This is a genomic window from Planktotalea sp., from assembly GCF_049680325.1.
Lineage (GTDB): Bacteria > Pseudomonadota > Alphaproteobacteria > Rhodobacterales > Rhodobacteraceae > Planktotalea.
In genome coordinates this window covers 1-16,035 of sequence record NZ_JBAUHO010000311.1, presented here as the reverse complement: position 1 = coordinate 16,035, position 16,035 = coordinate 1, and the positions used below count along the sequence as shown (strand labels likewise).

Genomic DNA, 16,035 nt, shown 5'->3' with positions numbered 1-16,035 from the left:
GTCCTTGGACGCCTGATTGAAGTGGCGGTCAAGGTTTTCGACCCGCGTGCCCAGCCGCTCGATATCACCGAAAAGCAAACCTAACTCGCGTCGAATTGCACCCGCTTGTTCCTGCATGCGAGCGTCTTTCAAAATAGCGCGCATGGTGTTCAGCGTCGCCATGCAAGTCGTTGGGGAAACGATCCAGACCCGCGCGGCAAACCCTTCGCGCACCAACTCCGGAAAGTTCGAATGCAGCTCTGCATAGACGGCCTCAGAAGGCAGGAACATCAAAGCGCCATCCGCAGTTTCGCCGTCCAGAATATACTTTTCCGAAATCGCCTTGATATGCGCCTTCACCGCTGTCCGCATCATGCGCGCGGCTTCGTTTAGCTGTTGCTGGGTTTCGGCATTTCTCAATGCTTCATAGGCCTCTAGCGGGAACTTGCTATCCACCACAATTGGCCCCGGGGGGTTTGGAAGGTGAATCAGACAATCCGCGCGCTTGCCGTTCGAAAGCGTCGCTTGCCATGTATAACTATCCGCTGGAAGCGCTTTGGATACGATGTCTTTTAGCTGGATTTCGCCAAATGCCCCGCGCGTTTGCTTGTTAGACAGGATGTCTTGCAAACTTAAAACGTCGCCTGAAAGCTTGGTAATATTGTCCTGTGCCTTATCAATCGCCAGCAAACGTTGCTGCAATTCACCAAGGCTTTGCGCAGTGCGCCGCGCAGATCCATGCAGGTTTTCGTTCATTGTGCTGCTGACTTGTGTCAAGCGTTGCTCCATCAGTTGCAGCATATTGGCTTGCGATGCAGCGGCGGCTTCGGAGACATGGTTCAAGCCCCCTGCAAGTTGTTGTTGACCATCCGAGAGCGATTGTACGCGCTGGCCAAGCATGCCCATCTGGTTTGCCAGGGGTTCAGTCATACGAGCCGAGCGCCCTGCCGCGCGGATCACAATAATCAAAAGCACAAAAATCAACAGAAACGCCAAAACGCCTGCAATCGCAGCAAGAACGAACGGGTCTTCAAGATCAATCGTCATCAGGTCCGTCCAAACAGCCGTTCAATATCGGCCAGCTTCAATTCCACATAGGTCGGGCGTCCGTGATTGCACTGCCCCGAATGCGGTGTTGCTTCCATTTCACGCAAAAGCGCATTCATTTCTTCAGCGCGCATCCAACGCCCCGAACGGATCGAGCCATGACAGGCAACGCGGCTTAGGATCGCCTCTATCTTGGCTTGCACAGACTGGCTTTCGCCCTGATCGGCAAGTTCGTCCAGAATATCCAGCAACATCGCTTTCGCGTTTACTTCACCCAAGATCGCGGGCGTTTCACGGACAGCAATTGCGCCGCCACCAAAAGGTTCGATCCCAAGCCCGAAACGCGACAGATCATCCGCAATCTCCATCAAGCGTGCGCAATCCCCGTCCGACATTTCGACAATCTCGGGGATCAACAAAGCCTGTGCGGAAACGCCGTTTTCCGCCATTTGCTTTTTCAGTTTTTCGTAAACCAAACGTTCGTGCGCAGCGTGTTGATCGACGATCACCATACCATCAGTGGTCTGCGCAATGATGTAGTTTTCATGCACTTGCCCACGCGCCGCGCCTAATGGAAACTGCTCTGTAGGGGCATGTGTTTCCACGGGTTCGACGACATCAACGCGGCTAAACACACCCGCAGTTTCTTCAAAGCCTGGCGCTTGCGCTTGATAGCTTGCATGCATTGCCCCCATTGACGGGCGGTCCATCTGATAGACCCGCGCAGGGCCATTCGGTTCTGGCCGCATCGCGCCCAAAGTTGCGCCAGCAACCGTCGACGACGCACGATGACCAGCGCCAGCCAAAGCATGGCGCAATGCAGAAACGATCAATCCACGCGCCATACCCGGATCGCGGAAGCGTACCTCTGATTTGGCGGGGTGTACGTTCACATCAACAAGCTGCGGGTCGCAATCAAGGAACAACGCGGCAGCGGGATGGCGATCACGGGAAAGGAAATCAAAATATGCCCCGCGCAGTGCACCGACGAGTAATTTATCACGCACAGGGCGTCCATTCACGAACAGGTACTGCGCCACGGCGGAACCACGCGAATAGGTCGGCAAAGCAGCAAATCCCGTTAGGTGCAGGCCCTCGCGCTCTGCCTCGATGCGCAAAGAATTCTCTGCAAACTCTGCGCCCAGAATACGCCCCAAGCGGCCATGGAGCGCGTCAAACAAATCGCCGCTTTCTGCATCAGCGCGAAAGGTAACACGTCCTTCCCCACCACCGGAAACATCGCGCAAGGTAAAGCCGATGAATGGCTCGGCCATTGCCAAACGCTTGACCACATCGGTAATCGCCTGAGTTTCCGCGCGATCGGTCCGCATGAATTTTAACCGCGCTGGCGTTGCATAGAACAAATCACGAAGTTCAACGACCGTGCCTTTGGACAAGGCCGCAGGTTTCACGGCACTCATCGCGCCGCCAGCGACCGAAATTGCGTAGGCGTCATGCCCGGCTGCGCGCGACGTTATAGACAACCGCCCAACCGCGCCAAGCGAGGGCAATGCCTCCCCGCGAAAACCGAACGTATGGATGTTCAGCAGATCGCTGCCATCAATTTTTGACGTAGCATGGCGTGAAAGGGCCAGCGGCAAAGCCTCGGGCACGATCCCGCAGCCATCATCAACAACGCGGATCAGGGTTTTGCCACCGTCAGCGTAGGCGATCTCGATGCGCTTGGCGCCAGCATCAATTGCGTTTTCGACCAATTCCTTAACGGCGGATGCAGGACGCTCGACAACTTCGCCTGCTGCAATACGGTTGATTGCGGCATCGTCCAGTTGACGAATAACCGGCTGCGTATCGCTTATATTGAGGGCATCAATCTTCATACCGCAATACTTAGCACAAACGCTCGCGATTCTGCCACGTATCTACACACAAAAAACCCGGGCATTTCTGCCCGGGTCTAGCGTCATGGAAAGGCTTTGGTGTTAACCACGGCCAAACTCTGGATAGGCTTCCATGCCCAGCTCGGATGTATCAAGACCTTTGATCTCGTCTTCTTCACTGACACGGATGCCCATTGTCATTTTCAGGATAAACCAAACCGCACCCGAGACAACGAAGGTGAAGATGCCGACAACAAGGATGGAGTAAAGCTGAACGCCGATTGTTGCCGCAGGGTTCGTAAGAACAACCGCAATGGTGCCCCAGATACCGCAGAAAAGGTGAACAGGGATTGCACCAACAACATCGTCAATCTTGAGCTTGTCGAGGAAAGGAACCGCGAAGACGATGATAACGCCGCCAACTGCACCGATCAAAGTCGCTGCACCAAGGGAAGGCGTCAAAGGCTCAGCAGTGATGGACACGAGACCAGCCAAAGCGCCGTTAAGGATCATTGTAAGGTCAGGCTTTTTGTAAAGAAGCTGTGTCAGGATCATCGCCGTCAGAGCACCGCCAGCCGCAGCCGCATTGGTGTTGGAGAAGATGCGGGAAATGTCGGCAACGTTCGCAGCACTGTCCATATAAAGCTGGGAGCCACCGTTAAAGCCGAACCAACCGAGCCACAGAATGAACGTACCCAGCGTCGCAAGTGTCAGGTTGGAACCTGGCATTGGAACTGTGCGGCCATCTTTGTATTTACCGATACGTGGTCCAAGGATCAACGCACCTGCAAGAGCAGCCCAGCCACCAACAGAGTGAACAACTGTGGAACCCGCGAAGTCTTGGAAACCCATGCCATCAAGGAAACCGCCGCCCCATTTCCAAGACGCTTGGATTGGGTAGATCAGGCCAACAAGAATGATTGTGAACACAAGGAAGGGCCAAAGTTTGATGCGCTCGGCAAGGGCACCAGACACGATAGACGCTGTCGCAGCACAGAACATCAACTGAAAGAAGAAGTCGGAACCAACAGACGCATAAGTCAGGTCAGGCTCTGCACCCTCCAGGCCAACAGGCTCGAGCGAAGTCGTGCTGAATGCACCCAAAATGCCGTCAATCGACCATCCATCGCCCGGGTACATCAGGTTGTAGCCGACCAGATAGTAAAAGATCGTCGCGAGCGAGAAGAGACCCATGTTCTTGGTCAACTGCATCGTCACGTTCTTGCCGCGCACAAGGCCCGCTTCCAGCATCGCAAAACCTGCGGCCATGAAGAAGACCAAGAAGCCCGCGACGAGGAACATAAAGGTGGTGAAGATAAACCCGATTTCAGCGTTGGTAGGTGTCGTATCCACCTCCTGCGCCAAGCCAAGGCTGGGGAGCAGCAAAAGAGCAGCGCTCGCTCCAAGTAGTTTTTTATATGTCATGTCCGTATCCTTCATTTCGCGCAACTTAGATTGCGTCGCCATTTGTCTCGCCAGTTCGCACGCGCACCGCTTGGGCCACGTCGAGAACAAAAATCTTGCCGTCACCGATTTTCCCGGTGCGCGCTGTGTTGGTGATGGTTTCAACCGCCTGATCTGCCATGGCGGCGCTCACGACGAGTTCCAGTTTCACTTTGGGAACAAAGTTCACCGCGTATTCGGCGCCGCGGTAGATTTCCGTGTGACCCGACTGCGCGCCAAAGCCTTTGATTTCCGTAACCATCATGCCGCGAACTCCGATACCTGTTAGGGCTTCTCGGACCTCCTCCAACTTGAACGGTTTTATCGTCGCTATGATGAGTTTCACCTGATGTGCCTTTCCTTAGAACTGAGAGAGAGACCCTCTGTTTGCAGGTGCAGCAAAACGTCTAGATGGGGGAGTTGGAAGGCACGCTGCGTTGCAGCAGTGCAAATTGCAGACGCGTTCGCCTAAAAACTAGGCGAGTTGGCTTTTTCGCCTAAAAATAGGGCACGGTGTTGTCGTTTTCAGCGGATAACTCCCCTCAACATCCCCGTTGCGACGCGCTATGGTACTATCAAAACAGGTTCCGAGCAGGTTCACATCATGGTTCAGAAAAAAGGCTCAACGCCCCGGCTTGTCGCTGACAAACGCTATGGCAACGCCAAAAAAGCAGCAAAACCTGCTCCGAAGACGCGTAAAAAACGGGCACCGCGTAAACTTCCACGCGGACCGATTGGCTGGATCATAGCCCTTTTCCGATGGGTCATTCGCTTGATCTGGGGTTTTACGTGGCGGATCAGCTTTGTTTCAGCAGTGATTCTCGGTCTTGCGGTGGCATATTTCGCACTGCAACTGCCCGAGCCGTCAGCGCTGCTGGACGGACGTGCGCGCGGATCCGTGACGTTACTGGATCGCAATGGCGAGGTGTTCGCATGGCGCGGCGATCAATTTGGCGGTGCCATCACAACCGAAACGGCGTCGCCGCACCTGACCAATGCAATCGTCGCGACAGAAGACAAACGCTTCTACCGTCACTTTGGCCTTAGCCCGCGCGGCATCGCCAGCGCTGTTCGCATTAACCTTCGCGAAGGACGCGGGCCGCTGTCTGGCCACGGTGGTTCTACGATTACACAGCAAACGGCCAAGCTACTATGCCTTGGCGTTCCCTTTGATCCGAAGGTTTGGAAAAGCGAGAAAGAATACGAAGCAGAATGCCGCCGCACGACGATGTGGCGAAAGGCCAAGGAAGCCCTGTTCGCTATGGCGATGGAAGCGAAATACACAAAGGCCGACATCCTTAACATCTATATGAACCGCGCTTTCCTTGGCGCCGGCGCACGCGGTTTTGAAGCAGCAAGCCAACGCTACTTCGGCAAGTCCGCAGCGCAGGTTAACGCCGCAGAAGCCGCGATGCTGGCGGGTCTTCTGGCCGCACCAACGCGGTATGCCCCAACCAACAACCTTTCACGTTCACAGGATCGCGCGGCCGTCATCATCGGCTTGATGGAAGATCAGAAATATCTGAGCAAGAAGGAAGCCGATATCGCGCGTATTGCGCCTGCAGAGCTGTCAGAAGCAGCCGAAGCAAAGGCAGGTGGCTACTTTGCAGATTGGGTCATGGATAGCGGACCAGAGTTTTTCACCCGCGACACAACCGAAGACGTCATCATCAAGACAACGCTGGATCGCCGCCTTCAAACCGCTTCTGAAGAAGCTATGAAGTTCATCTTTGAAAACAAAGTACGCGAGGGATCAGAGGCCCAAGCTGCAATTGTAGTGATGAGCGCAGACGGTGCAGTGCGTGCAATGGTCGGCGGTCGAAAAACCAAAGTTTCGGGCGCATTCAATCGCGCCACGCAGGCTTTGCGTCAAACCGGATCAGCCTTCAAACCTTTTGTCTACGCGACCGCGCTGGACCTGGGATATAGCCCGAACGACGAAATCGTCGACGCGCCTTTGACGATCAACATCCCCGGATCCGGCCCTTGGTCGCCCAAGAACTACACCAAGGACTTCAAAGGCGCTGTCACGCTCACAGACGCGCTTAAACAATCGCTTAACATTCCTGCGGTCAAACTTTCCGAGGCCGTCGGACGCGAGAACGTGCGCAAAGTCGCCAGCGAATTTGGCATCGATAGCGACCTTGCCGCTGGCCCCGCTCTGGCACTTGGCGCATCCGAAAGCACATTGATCGAAATGACTGGTGCCTATGCAGGCATTCTGAATGGCGGTTCATCCGTTACACCATATGGGTTGATCGAACTCAGCCTTCTGGGTGACAGCGAACCGCTTATGGGTGCGGGCGGCGGCATTGGCGAACGCGTTATTAGCGATGCCGCAGCCGGTCAGTTGATCTACATGATGGAGAAGGTTGTCAGCCAAGGCACCGGCCAACGCGCAGCACTGCCTGGACGCGAAGCTGCGGGCAAAACGGGAACAACCCAAGCCGCACGCGACGCGTGGTTCATCGGCTTTACCGCTGATTATGTTGCTGGTGTTTGGATGGGCTATGATGACAACACGCCTTTGACAGGTGTGACTGGCGGCGGCTTACCGACCGAAATCTGGCATGAAGTTATGGTGCGTGTGCATCAGGGCTTGCCAGCGCATCCTTTGCCAATGGTCGCACCTGTTGCACCAACACATTCCCCGCAAGACGTTGCGCCAATCCCTGCCGATGACATCGCTGATACAGTTCTTCAACGCGTGCTGCGCGGCTTTGGTCAAAGCAGCGGAACAGGGAACAGAATTGACGAAATCGATGAAAACAGAGAAAACCGTTAGTTCGACTAGCCTGCGTTCTTCAGATCAGCGATCATCTTGTTGATGTCACCGCCGCGGCGGTCGATCATAGCGCCAATTTCTGTGCGCTCGGTCAAAAGCAAGTTGATGCCCTCGATGAACATGTTGAAAAACTTGTCCCGCCCAGTGCGGTTGGAAACAAGGAAGGTCACAACAAAGGGTGACTCTCCGCGCAAGTAAGCGATGGTTTTAACTTCAAACCAGCTTTTCACAGGACGTACGCTTTGGACCTCCAAGCGGCCCCCGATGAATTCGCGAAAGCGCGAACCGTATTTGCGCGAAATATAGGTTTGGAATGCGTTGGAGAAGGCGCTCTTTTGCGCATTTGTTGCACGGCGACCATCGTTGCCCATCGCATAGGCCGAAATGTAGGACGTATCCCCATACTTCGCGAACACGCGCTCGAAGTCACGATACATTGCAGCCTCGGCTTTGCCCGATCCGATGATCCTGTTGATTTCGCCAACCAGCGCATCAACAAGTTTCTTGGCACTGGCGTTATCAAGCGCGAGCGCAGGACTTGGCGCCAAAGTAAAGCTGGCCAGTGCAGCCCCGATAAGGCCTGTGGCGTGACGTCTGGTGAAATTAGTCATTGTTAAAACCCCTGCGTGTCGAGCTCAAACGGGTTGATATCTTCGGCAGCATCCCCGTCACCCAATTTGAAACGACGGTTTTGCAAATAAATGCCCCGCGCTTGTGAATAGCTATCGGCGCTATTGTAGAGAATTGAATCGATTGCATCAGCATAACGTCCGCGATCCCCTACTTTAGAGGCAACCCCGGCAGCAGTGCCAATGTATTTTTCCGTGCTCGGCAAAACATAGCTTAACGGGTTGGTAAACAGATCGACAGCTTTGCCTACTGCCGCGCGCTCGGTCGATGGGCCAAGAACGGGCAATTCGACATAAGCCCCTTCCGGCACGCCCCAAACATAAAGCGTTTGACCAAAGTCGCCTTCAATTTCGTCAATTCCAAAGTCGCCAGCGGCATCGAACAGACCACCGAAACCAAGCGTCGTGTTCACAACAAACCGAACGCTGTTGCGGAATGCCCCTTCAATATTACCTTGAAGCAAGTTGTTCACGACGGTTCCTGGCAACCCAAGGTTAGAAGAGAAATTGCCAATGCTGTCTTCCAGATCATCTGGAATCACTTTGGTATAACCGACGCCCATAGGGCGCACGAATTTCTCATCCAATGCGCGGTTCAGTTCATGGTTTTGCCGGTTAACCGCTTCCTGCGGATCAAAAACGCCATTGGGGTCATGGTTAGGGCCGGGCTGCGTGCAGCCCGCTAACAAAAGCGCAATAGTCGCAAATACTGGAAGAAACACGCGTCGCGCGTGCTGCGAAATCTGTTGCACGAAATTACCCACCAAGTTCTAAAGTTAAGCGTTACCTAATATGCCTGCGCAAAAGAACCAGAGCAAAACCCATCAATTACAGATGCTGTGACCCAAGCGAGACAGAATACTAAAAATCTTGACGAAGACTCGCACATTTGTCGGCAAAGGTGAAGGCACTCTGAACAAATGGAGTTATCGCATTTGGATCAACTCTTTGGAAAACGGGATCGGCAACGCGGTTTTTCCCAACCGCGCCCGATAGATCGGCAGGCTTTCAGTTACGCGCATGGCGTAGTTTCGCGTCTCGCGGAACGGGATGTGTTCAATCCAGTCAACTACATCAATTTCGCCCCGACGTGGGTCACCGTAAAGTTCCATCCATCGCACGGGACGGCCCGGACCTGCGTTGTAACCAGCCGCCATCATCACAGGATTGCCGCCGAATTGTTCATCCAACCGCGCCAGATACGCCGTTCCAAGCTGCGCGTTGTAACGCCAATCCGCGGTCAGCTTGTCCTTTGAATAATCTACACCTAGTTCGTTGGCCACGTTCTTTGCAGTTGCTGGCATGACTTGCATCAAACCGCGCGCACCTGCGCCAGACACGACCACGGGGTCAAATTCGCTTTCGCGCCGCGCTATGGCCAGCGCAAATTCTGTTGCGATCGGATGGTTGCTTTTCGCTAAGTCATGCACTGCATAATATGGCGCGGCAATCGTCACGCCATCGCTTGCTGCGCGTTTGCCGATCATCACTGCGATATGTGGCTCGTTCAGATCAAGCGCGACCTTGCCAAGCTGTGCCGCTTCAAGGGGTGAAAGGCTTTCGGTAAGATGTGTGAAAAAACGCTCTGACAGGGTAAGTTCGCCCGCTTGAAGCGCAAGAACAGCTGCCTGAAAGACGCTCGACCCCATAAAACGGGCTTGTCGCCAGTCTGGCAATGTGCCCTGCCCCGCAAGGCTTTGATCGAATGGTAAACCAGCCCGTTCAGCAGCAAGGAGCCCATAGAAACTGGATTGATATTCCGCCCCGTCAGCAAAAGCCGCCTTTGCTGCGCTCGCGTTACCTAACGCCTCGTGCGCGCGCCCGATCCAGTAACCTGCGCGCCCGCGTGAAATCGGTGTAACGACCGCACCCTGATGCGCTTGAAAATGTCCAAGCGCACGCTTCGGATCATTCAAGTAACGCAGCGCGAGATAGCCGCTCAACCACTCCAGATCAGCGAAGGATGATCCCTCGGACAGATGATGTTGGCTCGCCAGCGAGTAGGCGCGTTTGTATTCTTTGTTGCGCATCAATTGGCGCGAAAGCGAACGTCGCCGGTCCGCCCATTGCTCTGGCTCACCCAAAGTCTTCGCGTTCTTGCTCGCGCTGAGCGCGAGATCAATAGCATCATCCGTCAGCCCTTTACGCGCGCGCCAGACAAACCGCTCGTAAGACAACCCGGGATCATCCTGCAACGCTGTCGGGACACTGGCGACAAGCGCGTCAATCCCTTTGACGCGTTCACGTAAACCCATGCGGGCGCGTGCAAGTTTTTGATGTCCTTCTGGCACCAGCGACATCATGCGTTCGATATTGCTGTCCCAGCCTTTCCAAAGCACCATATCAAGGCGGGCCAAATGGTGATCTTTCAGCAGCGCACCATACTCTGCGAGCATTTTCTCATGCGTGCTTGGCCCAATCGCCATGCTGCGCCAGGCAAGCACCAAGCCAGCCTCTGCACTGCCGGTTTGCCCGCTCGCCTTTAGCGCCCGCGCATGCGCAATCGCGCCTTCGGCTGTTTGGGGCAGGCCATCTTTGAAAAACAGCAGGATATCCGCGTTGTTGGCGTTAAGCATTTCCGGTTCGCTCTTCTGGCGAAGCCAATCCAAACCGGGCCAATCAGGATTAAGATCGAGGAAAAGAAGAACTTCGTCAGGCGTTCCTTTACCCGCGCGCAGGCGGTGCCATTCAATCAAATCATAGGCGATTGGGCTAACATCACTCGCGATGGTGCGCGCGCTGGTCCAATCACCCGCACGCATTGCATCAAAGGCACGCGCAAGCGGCGCATGGCTATCAGCGAGTGCTAAAACAGGGGCACACATGCTTAAAAAAAGCAAAAGGGCGAAACGCATCATGGCTTGCAATTCATTCAATGACAAAGGATAGACACCGCACAACCTAGCCTCTGTGGCGCTGGGAGCAATTCACAATTGCTCTATTGCATCAAATGGCTGCTATTTCATCCGGGCCTGTCGCCCGCCAACACGAAGAGGAGCGTGTCATGTTTAAAGGTTCTTTAACCGCACTGATTACGCCGTTCAAGAACGGCGAGCTGGATCTGGAAACACTGAAGAAACTTGTCGAATGGCATGTTGGTGAAGGCACCCATGGGCTTGTTCCCGTTGGCACGACTGGCGAAAGCCCGACACTGACACACGATGAACATGAAACAGTTGTAGAAGAAGTCGTGCGCGCATCTGCGGGCCGCCTTCCCGTCATTGCGGGCGCTGGCAGCAACAACACGCTGGAATCGATCCGCCTTGCACAGCATGCGGAAAAGGTTGGTGCGGATGCCGTTTTGGTCGTCACGCCATATTACAACAAACCGACACAGCGCGGTCTGATCGCCCATTATACGGCGATCCATGACAGTACAAACCTGCCGATCTTCATTTACAACATTCCGGGTCGCTCGGTCGTTGATATGACGCCCGAAACGATGGGAACGCTGGCAAGTCTGCCGCGCATTGTCGGCGTGAAAGATGCAACAGGCGATCTTGCACGCGTTCCGCTCACACGGTTGAGCTGTGGCAAAGACTTCATCCAGCTTTCTGGTGAAGACGCGACTGCGCTTGGCTATAATGCCCACGGCGGCGTTGGCATGATCTCTGTCACCGCGAACGTTGCGCCCAAGCTTTGCGCGCAGATGCAAGAAGCCACCTTGAAGGGCGATTTCGCGACTGCGCTTGAGATCACAGATCGTTTGATGCCTTTGCATAAAGCGATCTTTACAGAGCCGGGCCTAGTTGGTGCGAAATACGGAATGTCCAAGCTGGGCCTTTGCAGCGACGAAGTGCGCTCGCCTTTGACGGGGCTCACCGACGAAACCAAAGCGCTGATCGATGACGGTATGCGTCACGCAGGCTTGATGAACTAATCATAATATGGGCGGGGTTATCCCCGCCCTATTTGTTTTGGCGGTACGCCGCAGGTGTTTGCCCATAGATCCGCTGGAATTCGCGATAGAAATTCGAGCGCGTTAAAAACCCGGATTGTGCCATAACTTTCGCAACACTTTCATCTGTTCCACGCAGCAAATCAGCCGCATGTTCCAGCCGAAACTGATTAACATACTGCGAAACGTTCATGTCCTGCGTCTGGTTGATCGCCACCGACAACGCGCGCACAGGCACATGCAGACGCCGCGCAAGCCGCTGCACGGAAAGGTCAGGTTCAAGATAAAGCTGCGTTGTGTTCAGCAACGCGCGCGCCTCCTGCTCTAGCTTGGCGTTATCGTCCTGCTCTCCCTGAATAAGCGTTTTGACCTTTGCGCGCGGCGCAGCGATCATTGAGGGCAAAACGACGATAAAGCCGAGCAGGATCACAATAAAGGGTATCGACGCGAAAGAGATCAGCGCTTTGGCGTTGCGACCATCGTTCAGCATGAAATCAAGCGCGATGACCGTATCGACAATAAGGATTGTCGCCAGCATGATTATCCCGCGCAGCATCCAGTTCGACACTTTTTGCGCGACATCGAAATAAGCATGGATCAGATAATCCGGCCCCCGACGCCACAAACGCCAGAGCGCGATCATGTAAAAAACGTAGCTCGCCGATATCACCCAATCGAGCGCATAGAGCGGCTTACGTGCCATCAGCACAATCGCGATCACCGCCAAAGCGACGCCGATGTGCAACAGAGCAGCCCGCGTAAAGCGTTCATTCGGGGTCACAAATGCCGCAAAGCCAAGATAAAGCAGCGGGCCAACCAGCAACGGGACGGCGCGCTGAATCAGAACCAGTTGTTCTATCCCATAGCCAAAGCGCAGACCCACCAAGAGCGAGCTAAAGCTCAGCAAGGCGAACAACACCGCGAAAAGAACCGTCGCTTTTCGGCTTCCCAGATCTAGACGCAGAATCAGAATCGCAATCGCCCCACCTAGGAGCGCGGTCAGGATCGGCAAGGGCAAAACCAATAGTACGTTGTCCTGCATATGTCCTCTTTCACGTTTCGCCTGTCCTACATCGGGTTTCAGGACAGGTTTTGGCGTCGCTCAACGTTGTTTCACACGGCCGATAGGCGCAACTCCAGTGCTATCACGCAAACACACTGGAGTTCGATATGAAACATTTTGCACACATGCTCGCCCTTACACTTAGCATCGGAACCGCACATGCCGTTTCCGCAGAAACCTATGCGCCCGGCATCAAAGACATCGCCATTCAGGATGGCAATTCGCGCGCGCTTGACGCTATTTTATGGTATCCTGCCAGCATAGATGCGCCGCTGACACGTCAGCATAGAAACGGTGTTTGGGTTGGCGTCGACGCGGCCGAGAATGCCGCGCCCGTCGAGGGCACTTATCCCCTCGTTGTGCTTTCTCACGGGATGTACGGCAACGCACGCAATCAGAACTGGCTGGCAGTAGAGCTCGTCAAAAAGGGCTACATCGTTGCCTCGCTCAATCATCCGGGAACATCGACATGGCTGCGCGACGCCGATGATGCGCGGCAGATTTGGGAGCGGCCAAAGGATGTGTCACGTGCGATCAGCTACTTGTTGAACGACACAACGCTAAAGGCAAAAGTTGACCCCGATCACATCTATATGGCGGGTCATTCACTTGGCGGCATGACAGGTGCACAGCTTGCAGGTGCCCGTTATGATCCCGAGCAAATGGATACGCTTTGCAGCGATAACCCGAGCGAATTGATTTGTGAAATTACCAGCACGTGGAACATCGGCGCCGCGCAGGAGGACCGCGCTGCGCTTTCTCAGGATTTGAGCGATCAACGCATCAAGGCAATCGCACTGCTGGATCTGGGGGCAACGCAAACTTTCTCAAGCGAAAGTCTAGGCGCAATCAAAACGCCGTTGCTGGTGATAGGTGGGCCGAAGGACGTCAAGGGTAGCCTTGATCTGGACAAGGAATCCCGCGCGTTGGTCGCCCAACTTTCTGAGGGAGTTGCACGTTATCTAGAACCTGCAACGCTTGCACACTTTGATATGCTTGGCCTGTGCACAGAAAAAGCAATCGCCATCCTGGAGGACGAAGCCCCCGGTGACGGCATGGTTTGCGCAGACGGCACAGAAGAGCGCATCAAGGACCATGCGATAGTGGCAGATGCGGTCATATCGTTCTTTAACGAACATTAAAAAGCAAAGCGCCCCTGAATTACTCAGGGGCGCTTTCACTTATAGCCCTTCGGGCTGTCCGACAACGGTGAAGTGCAGCTCGTCTGGCAAAAACACTTCTTTAATCACGCGATTGATTTCTGCCAAAGTAACGTCATTCACCTTGTCATTGCGTGTGTTGATATAGTCGATGGGTAGGCCCTGCATTTGCATACCGACCAAGATGTTCGCAATCGGCCCGTTACCGTCAAACCGCAGCGGATAAGCACCCGTCAGATAAGTCTTTGCAAGGTCTAATTCTTCCTGCGAAACGCCTTTATCTGCAATCATCGTCCACTGTTCTTTGATTACTGCGATTGCATCTGCAATCCGGTCATTCGCAGAAGCAAGCTGACCGACAACTGTTTCTGTATAATCCTGGGTCGCAAGGTAGGCGTATACGCCGTAGGTCAAGCCACGCTTGTCACGCACCTCATCCATCAAACGGCTGTGAAACCCGCCGCCACCAAGAATTGTGCTTGCAACGAATGCCGCAAAAAAATCCGGATCATGGCGATTGATGCCGCGATGACCAAACAGCGCAACAGATTGCGGTGTTTCAAATGGCACAACGGTCACGCCCGGTGTTAGGGCGACAGAAACTTTCTCTGGCATCGACGCGCCGGTTTCAGGCAATTCCGACAGCAATGCATCCATAAGCGCACCCAGTTCTTCCGCCGTAATATCACCAACTGCACTGATAAAAACGCGATCACGCGCGATAGTATCACGATGCGCGGCAAACAGATCATCGCGCGTCAAAGCGCCGACGCTTTCTGGCGTCCCGCTTTCCGAGCTACCATAAGGATGATCCCCAAAAGCGGCCGCATCGAATGCCTGACGCGCAATCACATTAGGGTCCTTCAAATCGGATTGCAGCATCGAAAAAATTTGCCCCTTCACCCGATCAATCGCGTCCTGATCGAAGTTCGGCGCAACGATCGCGCCCTTGAGCAAGGCAATTGCCTGATCCCTGTTCTCGCTCAACATGCGCGCGGAAATGCTAACAGCGTCATCCGAGGCATCAAAACTGAAAGACGCAGCCAGTTCATCGACTGCCTGCGCATATTGGGTCGCGTCAAGATCGCCAGTGCCTTCTTCAAGCATAGCCATCATCAGGGATATCGAACCGCGTTTGCCATCGCGGTCTAACGATCCACCACCCTTGAAACCAACACGCAGCGCCATGAACGGAATTGTATGATCCTCGACCAACCATGCCTTTAAACCAAGCGGCGAGGTGACTTCCTGAATGTCCACATCAGCGCGCAAGGGCGCAGCCAGCAGAACGAAGATCGCAGTGACGCCTAGAATAAGCCGCTTCATTGTGTCGCCTCCACACCAGAGGTAAGCCACCCCGTCACCGACGTGCGTTCTTGCAACACGTCACGCAGCGCGGTCTTTATTTCTTCTTCGGTAATGCTTTCGACAATGTCGGGCCAATCGAGCACGTCTTTAATCGTAAGGCCGCTTGTCAGGGCGCGCCCATATCTATTTGCAAGGCCTTGCACGTTATCCTTCGCGTAAATCTCTTGAGCACGCATGTTTCGCTTGATGCGATCAAGATGCGCAGTGTCGATTGGTGCGTCCAGAAACTCTTGCAGGACACGGTCCATATTTGCTTCTGCTTCGCTCAGACTTACGCCCGGCACAGGAACCACCAGCGTGGTAAAGCGCGTGTCATCGAGGGATGTGCCACGATAGTAAGCCGACGCATAGACCGCGCTTTTGTCTTCAAACTGCAATTTTTGCGTCATGAACGCGGTTTGCCCATCGCCCAGCAAATCAGCAGCCAACATCAATGCGGCCGCCGTTTTCTGATCGCCGCTATCGCGCTCGGGCGCAAGATAGGCACGGCTGACATAGGGCTGCGCAACGCGGGCATCCTCAAATACCAACCGACGCGCCGCTTTATGATCCGGCTCACGCGGGCGAACGCGCTCCGGCAAATTCGGATTGGCCGGCAGCGGCGCGTAGTGACGCTCTGCCAGCATTTTCACGTCCTCGGGCGTGACGTCCCCCGCCACAATCAGAATGGCGTTGTTGGGGGCATAGTATTGTTTGTAATAGGCAAGCGCATCTTTCAGCCCAAGTTCTTCCATCTCGTGACGCCAGCCAATGATCGGCACGCCGTAGCGATGGTTCAGATACATCGCGGCGCTCGTTTGTTCGCCAAACAATGCGCCGGGGTCG

Annotated in this window: 13 protein-coding genes; 3 read left to right on the top strand and 10 right to left on the bottom strand. The window is 54.6% G+C overall.

Annotated features, from left to right (window positions below):
- From WBC85_RS14165 to WBC85_RS14150, 4 genes are all read right to left on the bottom strand, one after another.
- Positions 1 to 1,026, bottom strand: a 1,026-nt coding sequence (locus WBC85_RS14165) for a DNA recombination protein RmuC (protein ID WP_424438529.1), incomplete at its 3' end; no start/stop codon positions are given.
- Complete coding sequence (gene mutL, locus WBC85_RS14160) at positions 1,026 to 2,864, bottom strand: DNA mismatch repair endonuclease MutL (RefSeq protein WP_424438526.1); 1,839 nt, start codon at positions 2,862 to 2,864, stop codon at positions 1,026 to 1,028. The genes mutL and WBC85_RS14165, both read right to left, overlap by 1 nt.
- A gap of 102 nt (positions 2,865 to 2,966) precedes the next feature.
- Positions 2,967 to 4,289 carry an ammonium transporter gene (locus WBC85_RS14155; protein ID WP_424438523.1) on the bottom strand — a complete coding sequence of 441 codons (1,323 nt, stop codon included), beginning with the start codon at positions 4,287 to 4,289 and terminating at the stop codon, positions 2,967 to 2,969.
- 25 nt (positions 4,290 to 4,314) lie between these two features.
- Positions 4,315 to 4,653 carry a P-II family nitrogen regulator gene (locus tag WBC85_RS14150; RefSeq protein WP_424438520.1) on the bottom strand — a complete coding sequence of 113 codons (339 nt, stop codon included), beginning with the start codon at positions 4,651 to 4,653 and terminating at the stop codon, positions 4,315 to 4,317.
- A gap of 258 nt (positions 4,654 to 4,911) precedes the next feature.
- On the opposite strand from WBC85_RS14150, the gene WBC85_RS14145 reads away from it, so the two are divergent.
- Positions 4,912 to 7,092, top strand: a complete 2,181-nt coding sequence (locus tag WBC85_RS14145; protein ID WP_424438517.1) for a transglycosylase domain-containing protein — start codon at positions 4,912 to 4,914, stop codon at positions 7,090 to 7,092.
- A 5-nt stretch (positions 7,093 to 7,097) separates the two neighbouring features.
- Here WBC85_RS14145 and WBC85_RS14140 read toward each other — a convergent pair whose 3' ends face one another.
- The 3 genes from WBC85_RS14140 to WBC85_RS14130 form a co-directional block, all read right to left on the bottom strand.
- Complete coding sequence (locus tag WBC85_RS14140) at positions 7,098 to 7,703, bottom strand: MlaC/ttg2D family ABC transporter substrate-binding protein (RefSeq protein WP_424438514.1); 606 nt, start codon at positions 7,701 to 7,703, stop codon at positions 7,098 to 7,100.
- 2 nt (positions 7,704 to 7,705) lie between these two features.
- Complete coding sequence (locus tag WBC85_RS14135; RefSeq protein ID WP_424438511.1) at positions 7,706 to 8,443, bottom strand: MlaA family lipoprotein; 738 nt, start codon at positions 8,441 to 8,443, stop codon at positions 7,706 to 7,708.
- Positions 8,444 to 8,647: 204 nt separating this feature from the next.
- Positions 8,648 to 10,579, bottom strand: coding sequence for a lytic transglycosylase domain-containing protein (locus tag WBC85_RS14130; protein WP_424438508.1), 1,932 nt, complete (start codon positions 10,577 to 10,579; stop codon positions 8,648 to 8,650).
- A gap of 146 nt (positions 10,580 to 10,725) precedes the next feature.
- Here WBC85_RS14130 and dapA point away from each other — a divergent pair, with 146 nt between their 5' ends.
- Complete coding sequence (gene dapA, locus WBC85_RS14125) at positions 10,726 to 11,601, top strand: 4-hydroxy-tetrahydrodipicolinate synthase (RefSeq protein WP_424438505.1); 876 nt, start codon at positions 10,726 to 10,728, stop codon at positions 11,599 to 11,601.
- Positions 11,602 to 11,629: 28 nt separating this feature from the next.
- Here the strand turns inward: dapA and WBC85_RS14120 are convergent, their stop codons facing one another.
- Positions 11,630 to 12,661, bottom strand: a complete 1,032-nt coding sequence (locus WBC85_RS14120; protein ID WP_424438502.1) for a helix-turn-helix domain-containing protein — start codon at positions 12,659 to 12,661, stop codon at positions 11,630 to 11,632.
- A 128-nt stretch (positions 12,662 to 12,789) separates the two neighbouring features.
- Here WBC85_RS14120 and WBC85_RS14115 point away from each other — a divergent pair, with 128 nt between their 5' ends.
- Positions 12,790 to 13,824 carry an alpha/beta hydrolase family protein gene (locus WBC85_RS14115; RefSeq protein WP_424438499.1) on the top strand — a complete coding sequence of 345 codons (1,035 nt, stop codon included), beginning with the start codon at positions 12,790 to 12,792 and terminating at the stop codon, positions 13,822 to 13,824.
- Positions 13,825 to 13,863: 39 nt separating this feature from the next.
- Here WBC85_RS14115 and WBC85_RS14110 read toward each other — a convergent pair whose 3' ends face one another.
- On the bottom strand, positions 13,864 to 15,168 hold the full coding sequence (locus WBC85_RS14110) for a M16 family metallopeptidase (RefSeq protein ID WP_424438496.1): 1,305 nt from the start codon (positions 15,166 to 15,168) through the stop codon (positions 13,864 to 13,866).
- The coding region (locus WBC85_RS14105; protein ID WP_424438493.1) for a M16 family metallopeptidase at positions 15,165 to 16,035 on the bottom strand (871 nt) is incomplete at its 5' end. The genes WBC85_RS14110 and WBC85_RS14105, both read right to left, overlap by 4 nt.

Coding starts and splice junctions, on each gene's coding strand:
- WBC85_RS14140 (WP_424438514.1), bottom strand. CDS start 7,703: ATGACTAATTTCACCAGACGTCACGCCACAGGCCTTATCGGGGCTGCA.
- WBC85_RS14110 (WP_424438496.1), bottom strand. CDS start 15,168: ATGAAGCGGCTTATTCTAGGCGTCACTGCGATCTTCGTTCTGCTGGCT.
- WBC85_RS14130 (WP_424438508.1), bottom strand. CDS start 10,579: ATGATGCGTTTCGCCCTTTTGCTTTTTTTAAGCATGTGTGCCCCTGTT.
- WBC85_RS14115 (WP_424438499.1), top strand. CDS start 12,790: ATGAAACATTTTGCACACATGCTCGCCCTTACACTTAGCATCGGAACC.
- WBC85_RS14155 (WP_424438523.1), bottom strand. CDS start 4,289: ATGACATATAAAAAACTACTTGGAGCGAGCGCTGCTCTTTTGCTGCTC.
- WBC85_RS14120 (WP_424438502.1), bottom strand. CDS start 12,661: ATGCAGGACAACGTACTATTGGTTTTGCCCTTGCCGATCCTGACCGCG.
- dapA (WP_424438505.1), top strand. CDS start 10,726: ATGTTTAAAGGTTCTTTAACCGCACTGATTACGCCGTTCAAGAACGGC.
- mutL (WP_424438526.1), bottom strand. CDS start 2,864: ATGAAGATTGATGCCCTCAATATAAGCGATACGCAGCCGGTTATTCGT.
- WBC85_RS14145 (WP_424438517.1), top strand. CDS start 4,912: ATGGTTCAGAAAAAAGGCTCAACGCCCCGGCTTGTCGCTGACAAACGC.